This is a genomic window from Blautia sp. MCC269, from assembly GCF_018785655.1.
Classification (GTDB): Bacteria; Bacillota; Clostridia; order Lachnospirales; family Lachnospiraceae; genus Blautia_A.
In genome coordinates, this window is record NZ_WQQE01000003.1 from 24,819 (window position 1) to 48,434 (window position 23,616).

The following is a 23,616-nucleotide window of genomic DNA, read 5'->3' on the forward strand; positions in this document are numbered from 1 at the left end:
AGAACAGAATGTGTCAATGCTTTATTTATTACTATTTACTATAAAAAAGTATATAATTGCTGATAATTAGAATCAGGGGTTATCAAAATACAGATTTCATGGTATGATAAATCTATATCAGACAGCGTAAGACATATAATGGGGATATGCATCTTACAGCAGGAAAAAGGGAGGTTTTTACTATGGGTGAAAGTATGATCACATCGTTTGACGGAACGAAACTGTATTTAAAAAAGGAAACGGCAGCAGATAATAAGGCTGTGATCGTGATCGTTCACGGTCTCTGTGAGCATCAGGGCAGGTATGATTATTTTGCAGAGAAGCTTCATGAGGCGGGAATTGGTACCTACCGTTTTGACCACAGAGGACATGGACGCTCTGAAGGAGAGGAGACTTTTTATTCGGATTTCAATGAACTTCTGGATGACACCAATGTAGTGGTGGATATGGCTATTGAAGAAAATCCGGATATCCCGGTATTTCTTCTCGGACACAGCATGGGAGGATTTACCGTTTCTCTGTACGGGGCCAAATATCCGGCCAAAAAGCTCCGGGGAATCATTACCAGCGGTGCGCTGACTGCAGATAACGGAAAGCTGATCCGTGGAGTGCCGGGAGGAATGGATGTACATACACGTCTTACCAATCAGCTGGGTTCCGGTGTATGCTCTGTGCAGGAAGTGGTAGACTGGTACGGAAAAGATCCATATAATAAACAGTCTTTTACAGCAGGTTTATGTTATGCGATCTGTGACGGACTTGACTGGTTCAGGGAGAAAAAAGCAGAATTTTATTATCCGGTTCTTATGACTCACGGTGAGAAAGATGGATTGGTAAGCGTACAGGATACCTACGATTTCTTTAAAGAAGCAGGATCAGAAGATAAACAGATGAAGATCTACGGCGGACTTTTCCATGAGATTTTGAATGAATACTGTAAAGACGAAGTAATCGGGGATATGATCCGGTGGATGGAAGTACGGATCTGATTGGATACTTTTTGCTCCAGATTTGAAATTCGGTAAAGTTTCAGATCTGGAGTAATTTGCGTTTAAATCATGTAATTATCAGGGAGAAAATAGTCAGATTTTGTCGTATATAATAGGACGGTACAAAAATTATACGACAGAAGAAACAGCATGACGGATAAGTTATGTTATATCATAGCAGAGGGATTGGATAGTATGAGGAAATATTCAAAAGAATTGTATAGTAAAGATGTTTTGATGAAAGCAGCATATGCATTTACAGATGATGTATATGTTCACCTTGATTGTGATAATGAAAATTATATGGTTTCTGTAACTTCAAAATTGGATGAGTCAGAAGAAAATATTTTTAATAAATTTGAAAATGAACTGATAGCGCAGGAAACAAGAAAAATTATTGCGGGACAGACAAAAAATATTCGGGAAATGATTGTAGCAAGAGCTTTATCATCCACAATGGTTCATCTGAATGAAGAAAATGTAAAGGATGAAGAAAGTTTTGATGCAAAAGAAATTTCAAAAAGCTGGTTTGATAAAAATGAATGATTTAAAATTAAATAAAGAATTATATAAATACGAAGATATTATTTTAGTTACGAAAGTATTTTCTCATCTGGCATTGATTGAAGTTGAAGAAGACAATAATTATTGGAAATGCAGATTTAAAAACTGCAGATATAATACAGAACAGACAGAGTTGGAATTTGAAAATTATCTTATTGATTATATAAACAGCAAAGGGAGAAAAAATGATCATCTGTGAATCCGCTTTGATTGGAATTATTTTTATGTTGGGCATTTATACTTCTGTCACGGATATCAGATATGGAATTGTCAGTAATAAAAGTATAATTTTGGCATTGGCGGCCGGAACACTGGTTAATATTTTTTATTATCTGCGATATGAAGAAACATTTGTGAAATTATATTTTGTCAATCTTACAGGTATGATAATATTATCTGTTTTGTTATATGGATTTCATTTCTGGGCAGCAGGTGATTCGAAGTTACTTATATGTATGACAGCGTTGATTCCGGCAAGATTATATGAAACAGGAAACATGGTACTTGTTCCGGGAATCTATCTTTTTGTTATGATCTTTCTTCTGGCATATATTTATGTTCTGTCAGAATCAGTCATATATCTGTTCGGACAAAAAAAACGCTACCAGGGTAATAAGCTTACCAGACAAAAAGTGAAAAGTTTTGTTGTACAATATCTGATCAGCATGCTTTATCTGACAGCGCTTGGCAGTGTATGGAGAGTTTTTTTCGAAAGACTGTATGATGAGAATATTATTTTGTTTACAACAGGTAATATATTTGCTGTGATATTGATAAATAAAATTCAATTTCTTAGATCAAAGATATGTATACTGATTATTACACTTATTGATTTATATGTGATTGTATTTCAGCATGGAGTCCGGTTTCAGCTGATCAGTCTTTTGATCCTGCTGATAATATATTTACTCAGACATTTTATGAATGAATATAATTATGAGGAAATACCGACAGAAGCGGTTAAAAAAGGGATGGTTTTATCCTATATGGTGATCATGCAGTTTACCAGATCAAGAGTAAAGGGATTGCCGGAAGAAACAAGTGAAGATATGAAGAGCAGAATTACCGAAGAACAGGCAGAAGCAATTCGCAGATGGAAAGACAGCAAATATGGTAAAGAAACAATTATTATTGTAAGAAAGATTCCATTTGCAATATTCATTTTTCTTGGAACAGTGGTATTTCTGACAGTAAGGACAATAGGATGATAATTGGAAAAGTAATAAACTGGGGATTTTCAGAGGTATTGGCAAGGTATGTGGGGAGAGAGAACGATATATCACAAGAAATAACCCCGATGGTATCTTTGCTGGATAAAGATATTTATAATATATGGATAAATAAAAAAGCATATACTATAAAAATTTGGCTGAATGAAGGAGAACAGCTGGAAGATAACGATATTTTAAATATCAGAGAAAACGGAAACATAGAAAAAGTGTTTTCAGGTTGTGAAAGAGAGGCAGACATTTTTGTAACAAATCAGTGTAATTCCAACTGCATCATGTGTCCAGTGGCTGCTGCTGTACGAAAAAAAGAAAACAGGGAAAAAACGGAGTGGATATTAAATTATATAGAGGCGCTTCCGGATAATATTGAATATATTAATATTACAGGCGGTGAACCTACACTGGCAGGAGAAGACTTATTTAAGATTCTTGAATCTCTGAAAAATAAATTTCAGTATGCGGGATATCAGCTGCTTACAAATGGCAGAATATTTAGTGATATAAATTATACCGAAAATATATTAAACTATATACCTTATGGACTGAGATTTGCAATACCGGTTCATTCGGCAAATGTTGAAATTCATGACAAGATCACACAGGCTCCGAAAAGTTTTATTCAGACAGATCATGGAATTCGGAATTTGTTGAAATATAGACAAAAAATAGAAATTCGGGTTGTGGTATCGAAGCGGAATGTGAATACTGCTCTTGATACCGCAAAATATATTGTAAAAAACTATAAGGGTGTGTTTTGCGTCAATTTTATTGGAATGGAAATGATGGGAAATGCAGCTGTAAACAGAAAAGATTTGTGGATAGATTATAAAGATGCTTTTATCAAAATAAAAAGAGCAATCGATTATCTCATTTTAAATGGAATTGATGTTCAGTTATATAATTTTCCGCTGTGTGCGGTAGAGCCCGGGTATAGACCTATCGCAGTGAAGAGTATTACAGATTACAAGATACGTTTTAAAAAAGAATGTACACAATGTGCAGTAAGAAAGATATGCGGTGGTTTTTTCTGGTCTACACGGAACTTAATGGATCCTGATGTATATCCTATAGGAGAACAGTAGATGAAGTCAAATTATTACAATTTTAAAAAATATAAAGATAAGTATTTGCTGACAAATGAAGAGGGTAAATACATATTTTTATCGGAAGAAGAGTTTCATCATTTGGTTTACAGAGAGTATAATAAGCTGGAAGAGGGTATATTTGTCAGATTAAAACAAAATTATTTTATATATGATGAAAATGATGAGGTTTTTATAGAAAAAGTGAAAGAACAATATCGAGGTATGAAATCTTATCTGTTTTCAGCAACTTGTCTTCATATTTTTGTACTGACAAATGCATGCAATTTAAATTGTGTTTATTGTCAGGCACAGGATTCAGAGCAGAATAATAAAGGGAGCATGTCTGTGGAGACCGCAAAAAGAGCTGTTGATATTGCTTTGCAGTCTCCGGAGAAGCATCTTACTTTTGAATTTCAGGGCGGTGAACCACTGCTTTGTTTTGATGTAATTCGATTTATAATAGAATACAGCCAGAAAAATTGCAATGATAAAGAAATTGAATACTCTCTTGTAACGAATACGTTATTACTTACTGACGAAATGATAAGATTTTTTAAAACACATGCTGTGAAGATTTCCACATCACTGGATGGTCCGCAATGGATTCATGATGGCAATCGTTCAGATAAAAGTGGAAGAGGATCGTTTTCAGCAGTTCATGATAATATTGGAAGATTAAAACAATATAAAGTTCCGGTTGGGGCTATTCAGACAACAACAAGGAAAAGTTTGGAAAATCCAAAAGGAATTATCGATGCGTATTTGGAAGAAAGACTGCCATATGTTTTTATAAGACCGCTTACCCCTTTGGGGTATGCCAGTGAACACTGGGATGAAATAGGCTATACATTTGATGAATTTATAAGTTTTTACAGAGAAATACTGGAATATATGCTCCGACTGAATCAGAAAGGGGTTCGCATAATAGAAGGACATGCCAGAATCTTTCTCAGGAAAATATTGGGCGGTTTTTCCGAAAATTATATGGAGTTGCGCAGCCCCTGCGGAGCAGCGGTGGGACAGATTGCATATTATTACGATGGAAATATATATACCTGCGATGAAGGAAGAATGCTGGCAGAAATGGGAAGTGATTCTTTTCGGCTTGGAAATGTCTACGATACATTAGAATATGATGAACTGATGAATTGCGGAGTGTGTAAGGTTACATGTCAGGCATCTGTATTGGAGGCGTTGCCGGATTGCTGCGAATGTGTTTATCATCCATACTGTGGTGTTTGTCCGGTCATAAATCTGGCGTTGGAAAAAAATATATATTCCAGACAGGCAAATTCTTATCGTTGCAGAATATATAAAGGGATGTTGGATACCATATTTGGTCTGATATACAACAATGAGAAAGCATTAGAGATTTTTGAAACATGGATATGAAAAAAGGAAAAAAGAATAAAAAAATCAAGGGTATTGCACTTGTTATAGCCGGAGTGCTGGCAGCTACAGCGTATGGTGGAGTTCAGTATCATGAAAAGCCAAAAAGTACAGAGGTTTCAGTCCAGGTACAGGAAAGTCAGCATGCGGCTGAGGCAATTAAAGTTAAAAATATATCAAAAAAAGCATTAAATGTAAAAGGCAAAACCAGACAATCCAAAAATACAGAGAAAAACAGTAACGTTGTGAAATATACTGTACTCGATGATTCTGAAACAGTAAAGATCACTTATAAGGACGGATCTGTATATGAAGGGAATGTTGATAAAAACAAAAAGCGTTCCGGGCAGGGGACATTATGGGTTACGGATGGAACTACATATACAGGAGAATGGAAAAAAGACGCTATAAACGGAAAAGGAGAATGCAGAACTTCTGATGGCAGCGTCCTTTCCGGGAAATTTAAAAAATATTCTTTGAAAAATGGAACTTATACATATACAGATGGAAAGCAGAGCATTACCAGATATATTAAAAAGGGAAAGCTGACCTCACAGGTACATATAACGGTGGAGGGAAATAATTATGATGGTAGCATCAGAGATGGTGAATTGGAAGGAAAGAGTTACATTGTATATGCAAATGGTGATATTTATGATGGAACATTGAGTGGAGGGCTGAAAAGTGGCACTGGTACTTATACATGGACATCTGGAGATCATTATGTTGGTGAGTGGAATGGCGATGTGATGTCTGGCAGTGGAAAGTATTATTTTTCAGCTGGAGAGGCTCCGGTTCTGGAAGGAGATTTTGCCAATAATAAACCGGATGGAAATTGCACATATTATCGAGATGATGGGAAAATATATGATACGCAATGGGCGAATGGTGTTTGTATCCGTATACAATAGGAGGAAAATAAAATGAAAAATGATTTTTTTCCAAAATTGGAAAGATCGTTGGAAGATTTTTTATATGAGGAAGAGGGCAATATTACAAGAAACAAAATGGTTATGGTTGGTTCGCTGGTATTAGTGCTGAGCTTATTAATGTATGATGAAGTGTTTGCGGGACACCGTTCTCATAGTTCTCATAGTTCACATCGTTCACACAGCTCGGGCAGTGGTGGTGGACATGGAAGCCACAGCAGTCATGAAAGCCATACGAGTCATGTCTCGGGAGAGACATATGGAACTCACAGTAACGTGGCAACTCATGGAAGTCACAGCAACCATGCGAATCATGCATCTCACAGCAGTGAAAGCCATTATAATAATGCAGATGCATCTACCGGTCTGCATTCAAATACTTCGGTTATTACACCGGATGAATCAATCAGTGTGGCAGATGTATCCGGAATATTAACACCTCAGAACAATTACATTGCACCAGTTGAAGGAACATTAAATACGGCAGTCAGTATTCCGGATGAGGTAAAGAACTGAAAATACATACGATATACATGGAACAGGAGAGAAAACAACAATGTCAAACATCATAGAAATCACAGATTTTAACGCACCGGAGCTGGATGTATATGCCAGGATTTCTGAGATTCAGCTTCTGAACCGGGCAGAACCGGAGAAGGGAATCTTTATTGCGGAGAGCCCGAAAGTTATTGAGAGAGCATTGGATTCCGGGTGCCGGCCGATTTCTTTTCTGGTGGAACATAAGCATATCGAGGGAGAAGCAAAGGAGCTGATCCGTCGCTGTGGAGAAATTCCGGTTTATACAGCAGAATTTGATGTGTTGACACAGCTGACCGGTTTCAAGCTGACAAGGGGAATGCTCTGTGCCATGCATCGGCCGACACTTCCGGGTGTTGCAAAGATCTGCAAAAATGCCCACAGGGTCGCGGTTCTGGAAAATGTAGTAAATCCTACCAATATTGGCGCGATTTTTCGTTCTGCGGCGGCTCTTGGAATGGATGCGGTGCTGTTAACGCCAGGATGCAGCAATCCCCTGTACCGCCGTGCGATCCGTGTCAGCATGGGAACTGTATTTCAGATCCCATGGACGTTTTTTGATGAAAAGACAGAGTGGAAGACCGAAGGCATCCGGCTGCTGAAGGCAATGGGATTTAAGACCGCGGCCATGGCATTGAAGGAGGATTCTTTTGATATTGACGATCCCCATCTGATAGCGGAAGAAAAACTGGCGGTTGTTCTTGGGACGGAAGGAGATGGACTTGCCTCAGAGACCATTGCGGACTGTGACTATACGGTATGCATTCCCATGGCCCATGGCGTAGATTCATTGAATGTGGCTGCAGCCAGTGCAGTGGCATTCTGGCAATTGGGGAAACATTAAAAAATCTGTGCCGGACAGGAAGAACGTATTCTTTTATAAGATGTAAGATTTTGTCTGGAATATCTATGGAAATTAAGAAATGCCGGTGTTATAATTTTCCTGAAAAACAGCGAAAATCCAAAACGGAACCAAAGTGTCATAGGATTTTCGAAAAAAGAGGGAGGAATCACAAATGAAAAAGTTTCTGGAGGAATTCAAAGCCTTTGCATTGCGGGGCAATGTCATGGACATGGCTATTGGTGTGATTATCGGAGGTGCTTTCTCAGGTATCGTAACATCACTGACCGATAACTTTATCAATCCGATCCTGAATGTGCTTACAGGAGGAGCAACGTATACACTGAAGGATGTATCCGGATTTGCTTCATCCTTTGTCTCCTCAGTGATCAATTTTGTGATCATGGCATTTATCCTGTTCTGCCTTCTGAAGACAGTTAACAAGATCACTTCCATCGGAGCAAAAAAAGAGGAAGAGCCTGCACCAACTACGAAGGTATGTCCGTTCTGCAGAAGTGAGATCGACATCGAGGCTACAAGATGCCCACACTGTACTTCAATTCTGAACGAAGCAGAAAAGGAAGAATTATAAAAGAGAATATCCGCTTTACATAGAAAAAACGGGAAATCAGGAAGCATATTATGGTATGCATGAGATTTCCCGTTTTTTTATGCGTTTGTGTTCTGATTTTCTTCTTCCATGTCCATCAGATGAAAAGAAAGCAGCAGATACAGGATTTCATCTCTGTCTGTGAGATCCGAATCCAGAAATGCTTTGATCTTATCCAGACGGTAAAGAAGAGTGGTTCTGTGGATAAATAAAGCGCTGGCAGTATGGGCAATGTTCTGGTTGTGTTCCAGAAAACAACGCAGTGTGTCATAGAGATGAGATTGTTTTGCCTCATCTTTGTATTTCAGTGACAGAAGCTTTTCGTGGCAGATCATGTAAGCTGGAAGTTTTCTGGTAGCCTGTTCCAGGATATAGGGCAGAGCGATGGAGTTAAAATAGTGGATACTTTCTGCAGGATTTTTGCGTTTGCCAACCTGTAAAGAGACAGAAGCTTGTGTGTATTGCCGGTGGAAATTAAAATGTCCAAGCATCTTCCGGCTGTATCCGGCACTTAACATGCTGTTTTTGATAAAACCCTCGATCTTATCAGAAATTTCATGGACAGTCATGGTACATAGGTCCAGATTGATAAAAAGCACAGCATTGCCTTTGTATTCGGTAGCACAACTGGCCGGGATCGTATTTTCCAGATAATTGCAGATGGCATTGAGGGTCAGATTTTTCTGGTCGATCAGTCCGGTCTGGATCAGGATGCATTGATACATATGGGAAGAAAGCCATCCTACATTTGTCAGCTGCTGGCTGACTTTTACGTAATCAGCTCCTGGATCAGTCAGGATAGATACAAAAATCTGGTGCAAAGGAAACGCTTTATCCCGGTTGTGCATGATACCGGTGGAAAGGGCATGAGATATCATCTGGGAAAGGTACTCCAGGATAAAACCAAATGTATCATCCAGAGGAACTTCGCCTCCGGAAAACATCAGTCGGTATACAGCCTTATCATTATTGGAAATGTTTACGCAGAGAGAAGGAACCGTAAGGCCATTTCCGGGATAATAAAAGTATCCGGTTTTATAAAAAGCTTCCTCATAATGGGGATCCTGTTTCAGACTGTCAACAACAGCCCAGGAATTTTCGTTGGAACCCAGAACGGAATTGGAAAGATCGCCCAGATCCCAGCCTCTGGAGGCAATGATAGTAAAATCCATACCGATCAGCATCATTGGGTTGGGAATAATGGAAGCGGTAAGATCCAGAAGTTCCTGAATAGAAGCGTTCCGAAGACGGGAATCCATCAGAGACTGATTCCATCGGTCATAAAGGATAAAAATTTCCTGAAGTTTGTTAAAAATGGTATTGGCAGGAAAATCTTCAGGAATGACGCACATGTTTGGCTGAGTTAATTCGTAATTCCGGTAAGTTTTTCCGATCATCAGGAACAGGATATTTTTGGGATGATGAAAAGTCGGTTGAAAATCAGGATCTGTAATAAGATAAACACGTCCTTCCTGAAGCGGTGTGTTTTTTTCGTAACAGGCAGGACATAGCAATGTGGGCTCTGTATCCAGCCTGGAGGTATCCATAGGAAATGATTTCTGCAAATGATAGCAGATAAGTTTTGCGCTGAGTTTCAAAGAAAATCCTCCTTCCTATATTTTATAGGAAAAAATAGGAATAATCACCATATTATGTGGAATTGTGATTCTTCTGATTTTCAGTATAATAGAATCATAAAGAAAAAACAAGTGCAGAAATAAGCCTTTTATATTGGGGTGTAGCAAAACAAGTGCGGAAAAAAGGCTTTCCTGCATAATAACGTAGCGGAGGTGTTTTTATGTTAACAAAAAGACAGAATATGATGGAAGTAATCCGTGGAGGAAATCCGGATCGTTTTGTAAAACAGTATGAGGGACTGACCTTTGTTCTGAATACTCCCTATCAGCAGCAGTATCCGATGATGCCGGAAGGACCTGGTGCACCAACAGTAAAATGTGGCTGGGGATATTATAATTCCTGGCCGGCAGGAACGCCAGGAGCGTTTCCACTTCATGATCCCGAACATCTGGTATGCCCGGATATCACAGAATGGAAAAAATATGTAAAAGCACCGGATATCAATTACACAGCAGAAGACTGGAAAGCATGCCAGGAGACCATTGCCGGAATTGATAGGAATGAAACAATGGTTGCCACACTGATCGCACCGGGAGTTTTTGAGATGTGCCATTATCTCTGTGAAATTCAGAATACTATGATGAATTTTTACGAAGAACCGGAAGCCATGCATGAACTGATCGAATATATTACAGAGTGGGAACTGAAATGGGCAGAGCAGATCTGTACCTATATGAAACCGGATGTTGTATTCCATCATGATGACTGGGGAACGCAGAAGTCTACATTTATCAGTGTGGATATGTTCCGCGAATTCTTTATGGATTCCTACAAACGTATTTATGGCTACTACCATGACCATGGTGTGGAACTGATCATTCATCATAATGACAGCTACAGCGCAACACTGGTTCCAACAATGATCGAAATGGGAATTGATGTATGGCAGGGATGTATGTCTGTCAATGATCTTCCGAAACTGATCAAAGAATATGGAAAAGATATCACATTTATGGGTGGCATTGACAATGGCAAAGTGGATCGTTTTGACTGGAATCAGGAAATGATTGAAGAAGCAACCGATCAGCTTTGCAGAGACTGTGGTAAACTTCATTTTATTCCATGTACCACCCATGGCCTGAATTTTTCCTGCATCCCAGGTGTTTATGAGGCAGTAGATCAGGAAATCGATAAAATGACGAAAGAAATGTTCTGATCGAATTCCGATTGGCGCATATAGCATATAATAGGAAGAAAATAAAATAAACAAAGGTCGGAAAAGCCTGCGAAACCCAGCAGAAAAGCGCTTTTCCGGCCTTTTCTCTGTAAAATTTTAGAAAAAATAAATTTGTAAAGCAAAAAGCCTTGACAGACATGGCGGAATCGTGTATGATAGCCAAGGTGATTACAGATGGAGAAATTTGTAGAGCAGACTTTTTTATTTGATTTTTATGGAGAGCTTCTGACAGAGAGGCAGCGGCAGGTGTACACCAGTGTGGTATTTGAGGATTATTCCTTGAGTGAGGTTGCCGAGGAACTTGGCATCAGCAGACAGGGTGTGCATGATATGATCAGACGGTGCAACCGGACGTTGGAAGAATACGAAGAGAAACTCCATCTGGTCGAGAAATTCCTGAACATCCGCAGTCAGGTTATGAAGATCCATGAACTGGCTGACAAGTACCACGCCGAAGATATTGCGGCGATTTCCAATGTGATATTAGAGGAGTTATGATCAATGGCATTTGAGAGTTTAACAGATAAACTGCAGAATGTATTTAAGAAGCTGAAAGGCAAAGGACGTCTTACAGAGGCTGATGTCAAGGTAGCGCTGAAAGAAGTTAAGATGGCGCTTCTGGAAGCGGATGTTAACTTCAAGGTCGTTAAGCAGTTTACGAAATCCGTTCAGGAAAAGGCTATCGGACAGGATGTTATGAATGGTCTGAATCCGGGACAGATGGTGATCAAGATCGTAAATGACGAGCTGGTCAATCTGATGGGAAGCGAGACAACAGAGCTTCCGATCAAACCGGGAATGGATCTTACCGTTCTTATGATGGTCGGCCTCCAGGGTGCAGGTAAGACAACAACGGTTGCCAAACTGGCAGGCAAACTGAAATCCAAGGGAAAGAGACCACTGCTTGTGGCCTGTGATGTTTACCGTCCCGCAGCGATCACACAGCTGCAGGTGAATGGTGAGAAGCAGGGCGTTGAGGTCTTTTCCATGGGAGATAAGCAGAATCCCGTGGATATTGCAAAAGCAGCTATCGAGCATGCGAAATCCAATCAGCAGAATGTTGTGCTGATCGATACAGCAGGACGTCTTCACATTGATGAGGATATGATGCAGGAGCTTGAGAATATCAAAGCAAATGTGAATGTGGATGCCACAGTGCTTGTAGTTGATGCCATGACAGGACAGGATGCGGTAAATGTAGCGCAGAACTTTTCTGATAAAGTCGGCATTGACGGTGTGATCCTGACCAAGATGGACGGTGATACACGAGGTGGAGCTGCACTTTCCATTAAAGCCGTAACCGGCAAACCGATCTTCTATGTTGGTATGGGAGAGAAGCTTTCGGATCTGGAACAGTTTTATCCGGAACGTATGGCTTCCAGAATCCTTGGCATGGGCGATGTAATGAGTCTGATCGAGAAGGTGGAAGCATCTGTAGATCAGGAGCAGGCCCAGGAGATGCAGAAGAAGCTGAAGAAAATGGACTTCGACTTCAATGACTATCTTACCAGCATGGAGCAGATGAACAAAATGGGTGGTATTTCCAGTATCCTGAACATGCTTCCTGGAATGGGCGGCAAGATGAAGGATATTGAGGGTATGATTGATGAGAAAGCTATGGACCGTACCAAGTCCATCATCCTTTCCATGACACCTCAGGAGAGAAGCAATCCGAACATTCTGAACATATCCCGTAAGAACCGCATCGCCAGAGGTGCAGGCGTGGATATCACAGAAGTAAACCGTCTTGTGAAGCAGTTTGAGCAGAGCAAGAAAATGATGAAACAGATGCCGGGCTTAACGGGCGGCAAGATGAATATGGGAAAAAGAGGCGGCTTTAAGCTTCCCTTTTAATAAACAACAATAAATTTTTAGAAAGATAATTGGAGGAAAACAAAAATGGCAGTTAAGATCAGATTAAGAAGAATGGGACAGAAAAAAGCACCTTTCTATAGAATCGTAGTAGCAGATTCCCGCTGCAAACGTGACGGAAGATGTATTGCAGAGATCGGAACATATGATCCGAACCTCGACCCAAGCGTATACAAAATCGACGAAGAGGCAGCTAAGAAATGGCTTGCAGCTGGTGCTCAGCCTACAGAAGTAGTTGCTAAGCTTCTTAAACTTGCCGGAATCGAGAAATAATACCTGACAGATTTAAGATCTGTGGGCCCCGTAAGGGCAGAGCAAGGAGGTATGTAATGAAACAACTTGTAGAAGTAATTGCAAAATCTCTTGTTGAAAATCCGGATGAGGTAGTCGTTACTGAGACTGAGAAAGACGACGCGATTGTTGTTGAGCTGAAAGTCGGACCGGCCGATATGGGCAAGGTTATTGGAAGACAGGGAAGAATTGCCAAGGCAATCCGTACTGTTGTGAAAGCGGCTTCTTCAAAAAGCAGCAAAAAAGTGATTGTAGATATTCTGCAATGAAAAATGAGACAGGAGCTGTGGATTCCATGGCTCCTGTTTTTACTCTGAAAGGGAGCAAAAATGGAAGATTTATTAAAAGTAGGAGTTATCACAACAACGCATGGTGTCCGTGGTGAGGTGAAGGTTTTTCCAACAACGGATGATGCAGAGCGTTTTCTTGATATTGAATATGTGCTTCTGGATACAGGAAAAGAACTTCGCAGACTGAATATTCAGAATGTGAAATTTTTTAAGAATCTTGCGATCCTGAAGTTTGAAGGTGTTGATAATATCAATGATATTGAAATGTATAAAGGCCGTGATCTCTGGATCCCACGTGAAGAGGCACAGGAGCTTGGCGAGGATGAATATTATGTGGCAGATCTGATCGGAATGGATGTACTTCTGGAGAATGGGGAGAAATTCGGAGTACTCCGTGATGTGATGGAGACTGGTGCCAATGATGTTTACATCGTAGATCGTGTGGATGGAGAAGAAATTCTGCTTCCTGCGATCCATGACTGTGTTCTTGATGTAGATGTGGAAAAAAATACCATGACTGTACATTTGATGAAAGGGCTTGTTTAAATGAATTATCATGTACTTACACTGTTTCCGGAAATGATCGAGAACGGAATGAACACAAGTATTACAGGCCGTGCCATTACAAAAGGACTGTTATCACTGGAAGCAATCAATATCCGGGATTTTGCCTTCAACAAACACCAGAAGGTAGATGATTATCCCTATGGTGGCGGTGCCGGAATGCTGATGCAGGCAGAACCCGTATATCTGTCCTACGAGTCCATTGTAGAACGTATCGGAAGAAAACCCCGTGTGATTTTTCTGACTCCTCAGGGAAAAACTTTCAACCAGAATATGGCGAAAGAGTTCGCACTGGAAGAAGACCTGGTTTTTCTCTGCGGTCATTATGAGGGAATTGATGAGCGTGTTCTGGAAGAAATTGTGACAGACTATGTTTCTATTGGTGATTATGTACTTACAGGCGGGGAACTTCCGGCTATGGTTATGATGGATTCCATTTCCAGAATGGTACCAGGTGTTTTAAACAATCAGGAATCCGGAGAGACGGAATCTTTTTCCGGAAATCTTCTGGAATATCCTCAGTACAGCCGCCCGGAAGAATGGCATGGAAAAAAAGTTCCGGAGGTGCTGCTTTCCGGACATCATGCAAATGTGGATAAATGGAGAAGAGAGCAGTCTATTATCCGTACTGCCAAATGGAGACCGGATCTGCTGCCAAAGGCCGATCTTACAAACAAAGAGTGGAACGAGGTCCGCAGGCTTCGCAAACAGTGGAAAGAGGAAGTGGAAAAATAATTATGAAAACATCAGATTTTTATTATGACCTGCCGCAGGAACTGATTGCTCAGGACCCGCTGGAGGACAGAAGTTCTTCCAGACTGATGCATCTGTCTCTGAAAGACGGAAGTATCGAGCATCGTCATTTTACCGATATACTGGATTACCTGCATAAGGGAGACTGCCTTGTGATCAATGACACCAAAGTTATTCCGGCACGTCTTTACGGACATAAGGAGGAGACAGGAGCACTGATCGAGATCCTGCTTCTGAAGCGTCGTGAGAATGATATCTGGGAGTGCCTTGTAAAACCTGGTAAAAAAGCCCGTCCTGGTGCTAAAATTACTTTTGGTGATGGCATTTTAAAGGGCGAGATCATCGATATCGTAGATGAGGGAAACCGCCTGATCCAGTTCCATTATGAGGGAATCTTTGAGGAAATCCTGGATCAGCTAGGAGAAATGCCGCTACCGCCGTATATTACCCACAAGCTGAAAGATAAAAACCGTTATCAGACCGTATATGCAAAGAATGAGGGATCTGCCGCGGCACCGACAGCAGGACTGCATTTCACACCGGAACTTCTTGAGAAGGTAAAAGAAATGGGCGTGAACATTGCTCATGTGACCTTACATGTAGGTCTTGGAACATTCCGTCCGGTAAAAGTGGATGATGTGGAGAAACATCATATGCATTCGGAATTTTATATTGTGGAGGAAGATCAGGCGAAACTGATCAATGACACAAAGAAAAACGGTGGAAGAGTGATTTCCGTGGGAACTACCAGCTGCCGTACCCTGGAGTCCGCAACCGGAGAAGACGGAATCGTAAAAGCCGGAAGTGGCTGGACAGAGATCTTTATTTATCCAGGCTATAAATTTAAAGCGATTGACGGACTGATCACCAATTTCCATCTTCCGGAGTCCACGTTGCTGATGCTGGTTTCTGCCCTTGCAGGAAAAGAACATATTATGGCTGCCTATGAGGAAGCGGTGAAGGAAAGATACCGATTCTTCAGTTTTGGGGATGCCATGATGATCGAATAACAAAACACAATTATCTTTCATAAAAAAATCCTGACAGATTTTCGCATGGATCATGCGGTATCTGCCAGGGTTTTTATTTTACCTATTCTTCGCTGTTATCTGAGAAATCTGCTTCTTCGTCTGAACTGTAATCTTCTTCATCTGAAGCATCATAATCCGAACTGTCAGATTCATCGGAAAAATCCGAGCTTGTATCAGATTCATCAGAAGTGTCAGTGTTTCCGGATGCCTCATCTGCAGAAACAGTATCAGAACTGCCTGTATCGCCGGATGATTTGGCTGTAGAATCAGCGGATGGAATCGCTGCACTGCGTTCATCGATCTTGGCTTTGATTCTGGTAGCTTCATCGCCGGTAGCAGGAGTTGGTTGATAATTGTTATAACCGTCTGCGGAAGAAATGGAGCAGGGAATGATGTTTGTTACATTATCGGCCTGTACACCGTTGGAAGTGATAGTAAAGGTCTGCTGGAAGATCATGGTGTCCATATCGCTTGGTGAACTGTTTCCGCCAAAGCAGAAGTTTCCGAGGCTGTAAACGATATTTTTGCCCTTGTAAGTTTCAATTCCCTGAAGTACATGTGGATGATGTCCGCATACAAGATCAGCACCCTCATCGATAGCCAGACGGCCCAGAGTCATCTGATTGGTATCCGGAACGGTTTCAGTCTCATTACCCCAATGGAAGATTACAATAACAAGTTCTGCTCCGTCTGCTTTGACTTTTGCGATATTATCTTTCAGCTGTTGTTCACGGCCAAGATGGTCATTCAGTTCATAAATGCCAACAAGTCCGACTTTAACTCCTTTGATGTCCATAACTGCAGTATCATCATATCCGAAATGGGTGATCCCTTCATTATCCAGAGCAGTCAGGGTGTCCGTGTAACTCTGGTCTCCGTAATCATGGCTGTGATTGTTGGCAGTATTTACAGCTTCTATGGAACCACTGGTGAGGATCTGGGCATATTCGGCAGGTGCTTTAAATGCAAATGTTTTATCTTCACGGGTATCCGAATCCGTAAGTGTTCCCTCAAAATTGGCGATGGTCAGATCATCAGCTGAAAAAATACTTTTTACATTCTGGAAAAAGTAATCTTTTCCGTTGCTGTCGTAGTAGGCGTTCAGACTTGTGTCATAGTCGAAGGTTTCGTCTGTACCAAGGGTGCAGTCACCCACAACACTGATGGTCAGTGAAACAGGATCCTTCTGGGCTGCTTTCGCTGCTTCTTCGGCTTTTTTTGCCGCTGCTTCTTCCTGCGCTTTTTGGAGGGCAGCAGCTTCAGCTGCTTTTCTGGAAGAAATACATGCGCGGGCAGAAAAAATAATTACAAGAAGTAAGAGCAGAAGTCCACCTCCTGCAAGCATCATTTTCTGACGACGTACTTGCTGATATCTGGAATTTTTCTTGATGGTTTTTCTGCGTGATGCGGCAGAACTGTGCGTGGACGGGCGGTTGTTTTCCCGTGAAGTGTTTTGGCGATGGCCGCTTTCTTTCTGACTGGAATGATGTGTGCGTGTCTGTCTGGCCTTAAGTGCTTCTTTTCGTGCCAGTTCCGGATCATGTTTGTGGGGCGGCTTTCGATTATCATTTGCCATACTTTTTCTCCTTCATATGTAAAGATACATTTATTATAGGAAGAATTGGAAGCAATGTAAAGAATGAATACCGGACTTTGCAGAAAAAAGAGTTTTTGCTATAATATACAAAACTCCACAATCGTGGCTTTAAGTTACCGTAAATAAAAAATACAGGGAGATCAGAAAAAAATGGTATTATATATCGGAAATCATACAAGTTCATCCAAAGGCTATGCAGCCATGGGACGTCAGATAGTAAAAAACGGAGGAAATACATTTGCATTTTTTACCAGAAATCCAAGAGGCGGTAAGGCGAAAGAGATTGATCCGGCAGATGTGCAGAAATTTCTGGAACTTGCAGGAGAGAATCATTTCGGTAAGCTTGTAGCTCATGCACCATATACAATGAATGCCTGTGCGGCGAAAGAAAATCTGAGAGATTTTGCCCGGGAGATTATGGCGGATGATCTGAAACGCATGGAATATACTCCGGGGAATTATTATAACTTTCATCCGGGTAGCCATGTAGGACAGGGAACAGAAACTGGAATTGCAAAAATTGCGGAAATTCTCAACGATGTTCTTAACGAACAACAAAGTACCACAGTTCTTCTGGAAACCATGTCCGGCAAGGGCTCTGAGGTGGGCGCAACGTTTCAGGAACTAAGAGAGATCATTGACCGTGTGGAAAAAAATCACAAACTGGGAGTCTGCCTGGATACATGTCATGTCTGGGACGGCGGGTATGACATTGTCCATGATCTGGATGGAGTACTGACGGAATTTGACCAGGTGATCGGCCTTTCCAGATTAAAAGCCGTTCATCTTAATGACAGCATGAATGGCCTGGGAAGCCATAAAGACCGTCATGCAAAAATTGGCGAGGGAGAAATTGGTCTGGATGCGCTGGTTAATGTGGTGTGCCATCCGGCACTGAAAGGAATCCCCTTTATTTTGGAGACGCCTAATGATGATGAGGGATGGAAAAGAGAGATTGCACTTTTAAGAGAACAGTATACAGTGAAAGGAGCTTGATTCATGAAGAAATTCAGAATTTTTCTTTTGGTAATGACAGGTGCTGCTGTTTTGATGCTGGGAGGATGCAAGGAGAAAGCCAAATATGACGAATCAGCATTTCAGGATGATCTGGAACCATTAACAGATGATGAACTGGAGGACATGGACGAAAACAGTGACGATGAAATGATAGTGGAAGATGATGCGGAACTGGAGCAGTCACAGCAGCAGGAAGATTCCACAGAGAAAGCAGATGCGGAAAGTACAGACAGTAACGAAGAAACGCAGAGTAAGCTGGATGAAAAAGGGACATACACAGATAAAGATGAAGTTGCCCAGTATATTTATGAGTATGGGCATGCGCCGTCAAACCTTTCTGCAAAAAGTTACGATAATGCAGATAAAATGCTTCCGGTAGAAGATGGAATTACCTATCAGCAGTGCAGCCTGGATTCTGAAGAAAAACAGAAGATAATATTTACACAGGATGGAAAACGTGTGTATTATACAGAAGATGACGGAAAATCTTTTGAAGAAATCTATTAAAAAATAAAAATCCGGGTACAGAATTGCTTGCGGATATTCGCTTTGCTTAATTCTGTACTCGGATTTTTTTGTGAAAATGGAACTATATCAGTGAACCAGATTTTTCATTTCAGTTCCATCCATAAAGGCTTTTGCGTTTTCCAGAGTTGTCTCGGCAATATTGGTCAGTGCTTCTACCGTGAAAAATCCCTGATGGGAAGTCATGGTAACATTCGGGAAGGACAGAAGACGCTGGATCGTGGAAGTAGGGAGAATGCTGCTGGACATATCTTCATATACATAAGCGGATTCTTCTTCGTAAACATCCAGACCAACGGCAAAGAATTTATGGTCACGGATACCTGCGATCAGGTCGTCAGTTTTGATCAGTCCACCTCTGGAGGTGTTTACAAGGATCACTCCATCTTTCATTTTTGCGATGGTCTCGGAGTTGATCAGATGTTCAGTTTCCGGAGTCATCGGACAGTGGAGGCTGATCAGATCACTGGTGGCAAGAAGTTCGTTCAGCGAAACATATTCCAGAAAGTCAAGATTTTTATTTGGGAAAAGATCATAAGCGATTACTTTCATACCGAAGCCACGGCAGATTTTTGCCATTGCCTGGCCGATTTTTCCGGTACCGATGATACCGGCAGTTTTCTGATAAAAGTTTACGCCCATGAGACCGTTCAGTGCAAAGTTGTTTTCACGGCATTTGATATACGCTTTATGGGTGTGGCGGTTGGCGGTAAGGGCAAGTGCCATGGCGTGTTCGGCAACTGCTTCCGGAGAATAACCTGGAACACGTGCCACCTGGATTTCGCATCTGGCAGCAGTTTCCAGATCAACGTTGTTGTATCCTGCACAGCGCATTAGGATCAGTTTTACACCTTGTCGGTGAAGTTCTTCGATGACCGGTGCGCCAAGATCTGCATTTACAAATGCACAGATAGCGTCGTAGCCGTGGGCAAGAGCTGCAGTTTCCTCATGGATATTTGCTTCAATGAATTTAATCTCAATACCTGGATAGGACGGAAGCAGCTTCTCAAAAAATTCTCTATCGTAGCTCTTAGTGTCATAAAACAAAATTTTCATAATCGTTGCTCCTCTCTGAAAATATTTTATTTTCCGGATAAATAATACCATAATAGTAGGAATTTGGAAAGTGGGAAAATAGATAAAGTTTATCAAAAAAATGATTTTATTTTGGAATTATGATACCACTAATAAATAAAAAATATACGAAATATAAAAAAATACAAAAAACAGAGAGCATTTTCATGCACTGCTATCTGATAGAACAGATGCAATGAATTATGCATAAAAATGCTCTCTGTCGGGATATCTGATAATTATTCTGCCAGACTGTAAAGATCGGAATAGAATTCCGGATAGGAGATATTGACACATTCTCCGTTTTTGATGGAAAGAGTTCCCTCCGAGAGAAGTCCTGCCACTGCGAAAGACATGGCTATACGGTGATCCAGATGAGAATCGATCTCTGCACCGTGGAGAGACTTTCCACCGTGGATGATCATGCCGTCTTCCGTTGCTTGGATATCTGCCCCCATTTTCTGGAGGTTTTCTGTCATAACCTGGATACGGTCGGATTCTTTGACACGAAGCTCCTGGGCATCACGGATAACAGTGGTTCCTTCTGCAAAGGCTGCCATAACCGCGATCATCGGAAGTTCATCGATTAGGGTAGGAATGATGGCACCTTCTACGGTTGTTCCGTGAAGAGTGGAGGAGCGGATCAGAAGATCAGCAGTAGGTTCGCCTTCTGTGGTTTCATTGAGAAGGGTGATATCTGCGCCCATGGCTTTGCATACACGGAGAATGCCGTCACGGGTCGGGTTGATTCCCACATTTTTCAGAAGGATCTCGCTGTTGGGAACAAGGAGGCCGGCTGCGATAAAGTAGGCAGCAGAAGAGATATCTCCAGGAACCAGGATCTCACGTCCGTAAAGAGATGAGTCCGGTTTGATGGATGCAGTTGTTCCCTCTGATGTTACATCAGCACCAAAGTAATGCAGCATGATCTCTGTGTGGTTTCTGGAGAGAACCGGCTCTGTTACACGGGTGATGCCGTCCGAGTACATTCCTGCAAGAAGTACGCAGGATTTTACCTGGGCGGATGCTACCGGAGAATTGTAATGGATGGCATGGAGTTTTTTCCCGGAGATCTTAAGTGGGGCACATCCGTTTCCGTTGATGCTGATGATATCTGCGCCCATCTGGGAAAGTGGAGTCATGATCCGTTTCATGGGACGCTTCTGGATGGAAGCATCGCCGGTAAGCTCTGATACAAAATCCTGGCCTGCCAGGATTCCGGAAATGAGACGGGTGGTAGTACCGCTGTTGCCTACATCAAGAGTCTCCGTTGGAGCGCAAAGGCCATGGAGACCTTTTCCGTGGACCAGGATCTCTCCGCTTGTATTTTCAATGTCAATGCCCATTTTCTGGAAGCAGGAAATGGTGGAGAGACAGTCTGCACCTTCCAGAAAGTTTGTGATCCTGGTAGTGCCTTCTGCAAGAGAGCCGAACATAATGGCTCTGTGGGAAATGGATTTATCTCCGGGGATGGCAAGAGAACCGGATAATTTTTTTGCTTTTTTGATTTCCATAATAAATACCTCGTTTATATATCAGCGTTCGCAGATTTTGTAATTGCGTTTGGTAAGAAGCACTTTTGCCTGCTCCAGGGCTGCATCTGTATAAAATTCGATCTTCAGAACGCCGTCTTCAAATTCACGGTTGTGAATGATGCCGATATTTTTGATGCTGACTTTTTCTGTTGCAAGGATGGTTGCGATGGTTGCGATGGCACCGGCCTCATCTGCCACATCGATATAAAGGACATAGGAGCGTGGGATCAGGCTGTTATCCACAATGTCAATGGAGTCGCGGTAATCCTTGGAACTTGCGAACATGTCAAAAATATTGTCAGCCTCTTTGTTGTCAATGGAACAGCGGATCTGGATCAGCATACGGATAAATTCATCCAGAACTGTGGAAATGTTTTTCTGGTTTTCCAGGCAGATCTGCTCCCACATGATCGGTGAGGAAGAGGCGATACGTGTGATGTCTCGGAAACCACCGGCTGCGATCATTTTCATATACTGGGCATCGTTGTCCAGAAGGTTTACAAGATTCACAAGAGCGGAGGCTACGATATGAGGAAGGTGGCTGACTCCTGCTGTGATAAAATCATGTTCTTCCGCAGTGAGAACAAGAGGGATCGCACCAAGCGAGGAGACCAGTTCTGTGAAATCGGAAATCCTCTCCAGAGCAACTTCTCCTCCGGGGGTAATTATATAGTAAGCATTTTCCAGAAGATGATCACTGGAATTGGAAAAACCGCTGCGCTCGGACCCTGCCATTGGGTGGCCGCCGATAAATTTTCCTTCCAGGCCAAGTTCGGTTACTTTTTCGTGGATGATGCTTTTTACACTGCCCACATCTGTGAGGATACAGTTTTCTCCAAGAGAATCCTTGATCTTTTCCATGTACTCCACATTAAATTCTACAGGGGCACAGAGGAAAAGATAATCACAGTTGTATAATCGTTCGTCTTCAATATCGCAGATCCCGTCGATCACATTTAAACTGACTGCCTCTGCCAGAGCGTCTCTGTCTTTGTCAAAGGCAAGCAGGCGATAATCCGGGTGAAATTTTCGTATGGTTCTGGCAATGGAGCCGCCGATCAGCCCAAGGCCGATAAAACCTATGGTTTTCATAGTACTTCAGAGTCCTTTCCGGTTACTTTTTACTTTTATTCTTTAATAGTGTAAATCACGACTATATTGTAAAAGAAAGTACGAAAAATGTCAACAAATGTTAGAGGAAACAGAAATATTGCCAATGAGCAGCAGCAAACAATAAACAGTAATAGAAAAGGGCTTGAGAAATCAGGGATTTCGGACGTATAATAAGAAAAAACAACGTAAGATACAGAGGAGAATTTATTATGAAATATCAGTCAGTAATGGATCTGCACACACATACTGTAGCCAGCGGGCATGCATACTGTACCCTTCGCGAGATGGCGAAGGCGGCTTCCGATAAAGGGCTTGAGCTTCTTGGAATTACAGAACATGCACCGAAGATGCCGGGAACCTGCCACAAATTCTACTTTCAGAATATAAAAGTAGTGCCTCGTGAGATGTACGGGATCCAGCTGCTTCTGGGCTCGGAGGTAAATATCCTGGATGCGGCAGGAACCGTGGATCTGGCGCAGAATACCCTGGAAAAGCTGGACGTGGTTATTGCTAGCCTTCATGTGCCATGTATCAAACCGGGCAGCAGGCAGGAGAATACAGAGGCTTATCTTAATGTTATGAAAAATCCATACGTCAATATCATCGGACATCCGGATGACGGAAGATACGATATCGACTATGAAGCACTTGTACAGGGAGCGAAAGAATACGGTAAAGTTCTGGAGCTTAACAACCACTCCATGGACCCGGATTGTACCCGCGAGAATGCAGTAGAGAACGATACCATTATGCTGAACTACTGCAAAAAATATCAGGTACCTGTAATCATGGACAGCGATGCTCATTTTGACCTTCTGATCGGGGAATTTGATCTTGCCAGAGAGCTTCTCACAAAACTGGATTTTCCGGAAGAACTGGTACTGAACCATTCCGTGGATGCTGTGAAAAAGTATGTAAATCGGAAATTCTGACAGGAGGACAGACTGTTCTGTATCAATTGACGGT

Annotated in this window: 26 protein-coding genes; 21 read left to right on the forward strand and 5 right to left on the reverse strand. The window is 41.7% G+C overall.

Going from position 1 to position 23,616, the window contains the following annotated elements:
• The first annotated feature begins 182 nt into the window (after positions 1–182).
• The 10 genes from GPK88_RS00615 to mscL all read left to right on the forward strand — a co-directional run bounded on the left by GPK88_RS00615 (position 183) and on the right by mscL (position 8,155).
• On the forward strand, positions 183–989 hold the full coding sequence (locus tag GPK88_RS00615) for an alpha/beta hydrolase (RefSeq protein WP_148447028.1): 807 nt from the start codon (positions 183–185) through the stop codon (positions 987–989).
• Between the two features lie 150 nt (positions 990–1,139).
• Positions 1,140–1,535 (forward strand): His-Xaa-Ser system protein HxsD, encoded by a 396-nt coding sequence (gene hxsD / locus GPK88_RS00620; RefSeq protein ID WP_173761582.1) that lies wholly within the window; start codon positions 1,140–1,142, stop codon positions 1,533–1,535.
• Positions 1,528–1,752 (forward strand): HxsD-like protein, encoded by a 225-nt coding sequence (locus tag GPK88_RS00625; RefSeq protein WP_148447025.1) that lies wholly within the window; start codon positions 1,528–1,530, stop codon positions 1,750–1,752. The genes hxsD and GPK88_RS00625 overlap by 8 nt, the downstream gene beginning before the upstream one ends.
• Positions 1,739–2,761: a prepilin peptidase gene (locus GPK88_RS00630; protein ID WP_173761583.1), complete on the forward strand. Its 1,023-nt coding sequence runs from the start codon at positions 1,739–1,741 to the stop codon at positions 2,759–2,761. Before GPK88_RS00625 ends, GPK88_RS00630 begins: the two co-directional genes overlap by 14 nt.
• Positions 2,758–3,864 carry a His-Xaa-Ser system radical SAM maturase HxsC gene (gene hxsC, locus GPK88_RS00635; RefSeq protein WP_173761584.1) on the forward strand — a complete coding sequence of 369 codons (1,107 nt, stop codon included), beginning with the start codon at positions 2,758–2,760 and terminating at the stop codon, positions 3,862–3,864. The genes GPK88_RS00630 and hxsC overlap by 4 nt, the downstream gene beginning before the upstream one ends.
• Positions 3,865–5,259 (forward strand): His-Xaa-Ser system radical SAM maturase HxsB, encoded by a 1,395-nt coding sequence (hxsB, locus tag GPK88_RS00640; protein WP_215707452.1) that lies wholly within the window; start codon positions 3,865–3,867, stop codon positions 5,257–5,259.
• On the forward strand, positions 5,256–6,167 hold the full coding sequence (locus GPK88_RS00645) for an MORN repeat-containing protein (protein WP_215707453.1): 912 nt from the start codon (positions 5,256–5,258) through the stop codon (positions 6,165–6,167). Before hxsB ends, GPK88_RS00645 begins: the two co-directional genes overlap by 4 nt.
• 12 nt (positions 6,168–6,179) lie before the next feature.
• Positions 6,180–6,701: a His-Xaa-Ser repeat protein HxsA3 gene (gene hxsA3, locus GPK88_RS00650; RefSeq protein WP_148447015.1), complete on the forward strand. Its 522-nt coding sequence runs from the start codon at positions 6,180–6,182 to the stop codon at positions 6,699–6,701.
• Between the two features lie 40 nt (positions 6,702–6,741).
• Positions 6,742–7,566: a TrmH family RNA methyltransferase gene (locus GPK88_RS00655; protein WP_173761587.1), complete on the forward strand. Its 825-nt coding sequence runs from the start codon at positions 6,742–6,744 to the stop codon at positions 7,564–7,566.
• A gap of 172 nt (positions 7,567–7,738) precedes the next feature.
• Positions 7,739–8,155: a large conductance mechanosensitive channel protein MscL gene (mscL, locus tag GPK88_RS00660; protein WP_173761588.1), complete on the forward strand. Its 417-nt coding sequence runs from the start codon at positions 7,739–7,741 to the stop codon at positions 8,153–8,155.
• 77 nt (positions 8,156–8,232) lie between these two features.
• Here mscL and GPK88_RS00665 read toward each other — a convergent pair whose 3' ends face one another.
• Positions 8,233–9,771 carry a PucR family transcriptional regulator gene (locus GPK88_RS00665; RefSeq protein ID WP_173761589.1) on the reverse strand — a complete coding sequence of 513 codons (1,539 nt, stop codon included), beginning with the start codon at positions 9,769–9,771 and terminating at the stop codon, positions 8,233–8,235.
• A 200-nt stretch (positions 9,772–9,971) separates the two neighbouring features.
• On the opposite strand from GPK88_RS00665, the gene GPK88_RS00670 reads away from it, so the two are divergent.
• The 8 genes from GPK88_RS00670 to queA all read left to right on the forward strand — a co-directional run bounded on the left by GPK88_RS00670 (position 9,972) and on the right by queA (position 15,768).
• Positions 9,972–10,967, forward strand: coding sequence for a uroporphyrinogen decarboxylase family protein (locus GPK88_RS00670; protein WP_021978098.1), 996 nt, complete (start codon positions 9,972–9,974; stop codon positions 10,965–10,967).
• A 195-nt stretch (positions 10,968–11,162) separates the two neighbouring features.
• The gene (gene ylxM / locus GPK88_RS00675; protein WP_021978097.1) at positions 11,163–11,486 is read left to right on the forward strand and encodes a YlxM family DNA-binding protein; all 324 of its coding nucleotides are present in this window, start codon (positions 11,163–11,165) and stop codon (positions 11,484–11,486) included.
• A 3-nt stretch (positions 11,487–11,489) separates the two neighbouring features.
• Complete coding sequence (ffh, locus tag GPK88_RS00680; RefSeq protein ID WP_118369243.1) at positions 11,490–12,842, forward strand: signal recognition particle protein; 1,353 nt, start codon at positions 11,490–11,492, stop codon at positions 12,840–12,842.
• Positions 12,843–12,887: 45 nt separating this feature from the next.
• Entirely contained in the window at positions 12,888–13,133 is a 246-nt protein-coding gene (gene rpsP, locus GPK88_RS00685; protein WP_015525220.1) for a 30S ribosomal protein S16, read from the forward strand.
• 56 nt (positions 13,134–13,189) lie between these two features.
• Positions 13,190–13,420: a KH domain-containing protein gene (locus GPK88_RS00690; protein WP_015525219.1), complete on the forward strand. Its 231-nt coding sequence runs from the start codon at positions 13,190–13,192 to the stop codon at positions 13,418–13,420.
• Between the two features lie 60 nt (positions 13,421–13,480).
• Positions 13,481–13,987 carry a ribosome maturation factor RimM gene (rimM, locus tag GPK88_RS00695; protein ID WP_148447009.1) on the forward strand — a complete coding sequence of 169 codons (507 nt, stop codon included), beginning with the start codon at positions 13,481–13,483 and terminating at the stop codon, positions 13,985–13,987.
• Complete coding sequence (trmD, locus tag GPK88_RS00700) at positions 13,988–14,740, forward strand: tRNA (guanosine(37)-N1)-methyltransferase TrmD (RefSeq protein WP_021978094.1); 753 nt, start codon at positions 13,988–13,990, stop codon at positions 14,738–14,740. It abuts the gene before it with no gap.
• 2 nt (positions 14,741–14,742) lie between these two features.
• Complete coding sequence (gene queA / locus GPK88_RS00705) at positions 14,743–15,768, forward strand: tRNA preQ1(34) S-adenosylmethionine ribosyltransferase-isomerase QueA (protein ID WP_021978093.1); 1,026 nt, start codon at positions 14,743–14,745, stop codon at positions 15,766–15,768.
• A gap of 82 nt (positions 15,769–15,850) precedes the next feature.
• Here the strand turns inward: queA and GPK88_RS00710 are convergent, their stop codons facing one another.
• Positions 15,851–17,365 carry a CapA family protein gene (locus tag GPK88_RS00710; RefSeq protein ID WP_173771501.1) on the reverse strand — a complete coding sequence of 505 codons (1,515 nt, stop codon included), beginning with the start codon at positions 17,363–17,365 and terminating at the stop codon, positions 15,851–15,853.
• A gap of 171 nt (positions 17,366–17,536) precedes the next feature.
• On the opposite strand from GPK88_RS00710, the gene GPK88_RS00715 reads away from it, so the two are divergent.
• Positions 17,537–18,382: a deoxyribonuclease IV gene (locus GPK88_RS00715; protein ID WP_173771503.1), complete on the forward strand. Its 846-nt coding sequence runs from the start codon at positions 17,537–17,539 to the stop codon at positions 18,380–18,382.
• Positions 18,383–18,385: 3 nt separating this feature from the next.
• Positions 18,386–18,910 (forward strand): ribonuclease domain-containing protein, encoded by a 525-nt coding sequence (locus GPK88_RS00720; protein ID WP_173771505.1) that lies wholly within the window; start codon positions 18,386–18,388, stop codon positions 18,908–18,910.
• Positions 18,911–18,997: 87 nt separating this feature from the next.
• Here the strand turns inward: GPK88_RS00720 and GPK88_RS00725 are convergent, their stop codons facing one another.
• From GPK88_RS00725 to GPK88_RS00735, 3 genes are all read right to left on the reverse strand, one after another.
• Positions 18,998–19,984, reverse strand: a complete 987-nt coding sequence (locus GPK88_RS00725; RefSeq protein ID WP_173761592.1) for a 2-hydroxyacid dehydrogenase — start codon at positions 19,982–19,984, stop codon at positions 18,998–19,000.
• Between the two features lie 257 nt (positions 19,985–20,241).
• A complete protein-coding gene (gene aroA, locus GPK88_RS00730; RefSeq protein WP_215707454.1) occupies positions 20,242–21,516 on the reverse strand; it encodes a 3-phosphoshikimate 1-carboxyvinyltransferase in 1,275 nt (424 codons plus the stop codon).
• A gap of 21 nt (positions 21,517–21,537) precedes the next feature.
• Positions 21,538–22,629 carry a prephenate dehydrogenase gene (locus GPK88_RS00735; protein ID WP_215707455.1) on the reverse strand — a complete coding sequence of 364 codons (1,092 nt, stop codon included), beginning with the start codon at positions 22,627–22,629 and terminating at the stop codon, positions 21,538–21,540.
• Between the two features lie 230 nt (positions 22,630–22,859).
• Between GPK88_RS00735 and GPK88_RS00740 the strand changes: the two genes are divergently transcribed.
• Entirely contained in the window at positions 22,860–23,582 is a 723-nt protein-coding gene (locus GPK88_RS00740; protein ID WP_148446997.1) for a phosphatase, read from the forward strand.
• Positions 23,583–23,616: the final 34 nt, after the last annotated feature.

What these genes read in the sequence shown, in the direction of transcription:
- aroA (WP_215707454.1), bottom strand. Translation starts at nt 21,516, where the DNA reads ATGGAAATCAAAAAAGCAAAAAAATTATCCGGTTCTCTTGCCATCCCC.
- GPK88_RS00690 (WP_015525219.1), top strand. Translation starts at nt 13,190, where the DNA reads ATGAAACAACTTGTAGAAGTAATTGCAAAATCTCTTGTTGAAAATCCG.
- GPK88_RS00630 (WP_173761583.1), top strand. Translation starts at nt 1,739, where the DNA reads ATGATCATCTGTGAATCCGCTTTGATTGGAATTATTTTTATGTTGGGC.
- GPK88_RS00725 (WP_173761592.1), bottom strand. Translation starts at nt 19,984, where the DNA reads ATGAAAATTTTGTTTTATGACACTAAGAGCTACGATAGAGAATTTTTT.
- GPK88_RS00645 (WP_215707453.1), top strand. Translation starts at nt 5,256, where the DNA reads ATGAAAAAAGGAAAAAAGAATAAAAAAATCAAGGGTATTGCACTTGTT.
- GPK88_RS00615 (WP_148447028.1), top strand. Translation starts at nt 183, where the DNA reads ATGGGTGAAAGTATGATCACATCGTTTGACGGAACGAAACTGTATTTA.
- ylxM (WP_021978097.1), top strand. Translation starts at nt 11,163, where the DNA reads ATGGAGAAATTTGTAGAGCAGACTTTTTTATTTGATTTTTATGGAGAG.
- GPK88_RS00655 (WP_173761587.1), top strand. Translation starts at nt 6,742, where the DNA reads ATGTCAAACATCATAGAAATCACAGATTTTAACGCACCGGAGCTGGAT.
- ffh (WP_118369243.1), top strand. Translation starts at nt 11,490, where the DNA reads ATGGCATTTGAGAGTTTAACAGATAAACTGCAGAATGTATTTAAGAAG.
- GPK88_RS00670 (WP_021978098.1), top strand. Translation starts at nt 9,972, where the DNA reads ATGTTAACAAAAAGACAGAATATGATGGAAGTAATCCGTGGAGGAAAT.
- GPK88_RS00715 (WP_173771503.1), top strand. Translation starts at nt 17,537, where the DNA reads ATGGTATTATATATCGGAAATCATACAAGTTCATCCAAAGGCTATGCA.
- GPK88_RS00625 (WP_148447025.1), top strand. Translation starts at nt 1,528, where the DNA reads ATGAATGATTTAAAATTAAATAAAGAATTATATAAATACGAAGATATT.
- trmD (WP_021978094.1), top strand. Translation starts at nt 13,988, where the DNA reads ATGAATTATCATGTACTTACACTGTTTCCGGAAATGATCGAGAACGGA.
- queA (WP_021978093.1), top strand. Translation starts at nt 14,743, where the DNA reads ATGAAAACATCAGATTTTTATTATGACCTGCCGCAGGAACTGATTGCT.
- hxsB (WP_215707452.1), top strand. Translation starts at nt 3,865, where the DNA reads ATGAAGTCAAATTATTACAATTTTAAAAAATATAAAGATAAGTATTTG.
- GPK88_RS00720 (WP_173771505.1), top strand. Translation starts at nt 18,386, where the DNA reads ATGAAGAAATTCAGAATTTTTCTTTTGGTAATGACAGGTGCTGCTGTT.
- rimM (WP_148447009.1), top strand. Translation starts at nt 13,481, where the DNA reads ATGGAAGATTTATTAAAAGTAGGAGTTATCACAACAACGCATGGTGTC.
- hxsC (WP_173761584.1), top strand. Translation starts at nt 2,758, where the DNA reads ATGATAATTGGAAAAGTAATAAACTGGGGATTTTCAGAGGTATTGGCA.
- GPK88_RS00735 (WP_215707455.1), bottom strand. Translation starts at nt 22,629, where the DNA reads ATGAAAACCATAGGTTTTATCGGCCTTGGGCTGATCGGCGGCTCCATT.
- GPK88_RS00740 (WP_148446997.1), top strand. Translation starts at nt 22,860, where the DNA reads ATGAAATATCAGTCAGTAATGGATCTGCACACACATACTGTAGCCAGC.
- hxsA3 (WP_148447015.1), top strand. Translation starts at nt 6,180, where the DNA reads ATGAAAAATGATTTTTTTCCAAAATTGGAAAGATCGTTGGAAGATTTT.
- mscL (WP_173761588.1), top strand. Translation starts at nt 7,739, where the DNA reads ATGAAAAAGTTTCTGGAGGAATTCAAAGCCTTTGCATTGCGGGGCAAT.
- rpsP (WP_015525220.1), top strand. Translation starts at nt 12,888, where the DNA reads ATGGCAGTTAAGATCAGATTAAGAAGAATGGGACAGAAAAAAGCACCT.
- GPK88_RS00710 (WP_173771501.1), bottom strand. Translation starts at nt 17,365, where the DNA reads ATGGCAAATGATAATCGAAAGCCGCCCCACAAACATGATCCGGAACTG.
- hxsD (WP_173761582.1), top strand. Translation starts at nt 1,140, where the DNA reads ATGACGGATAAGTTATGTTATATCATAGCAGAGGGATTGGATAGTATG.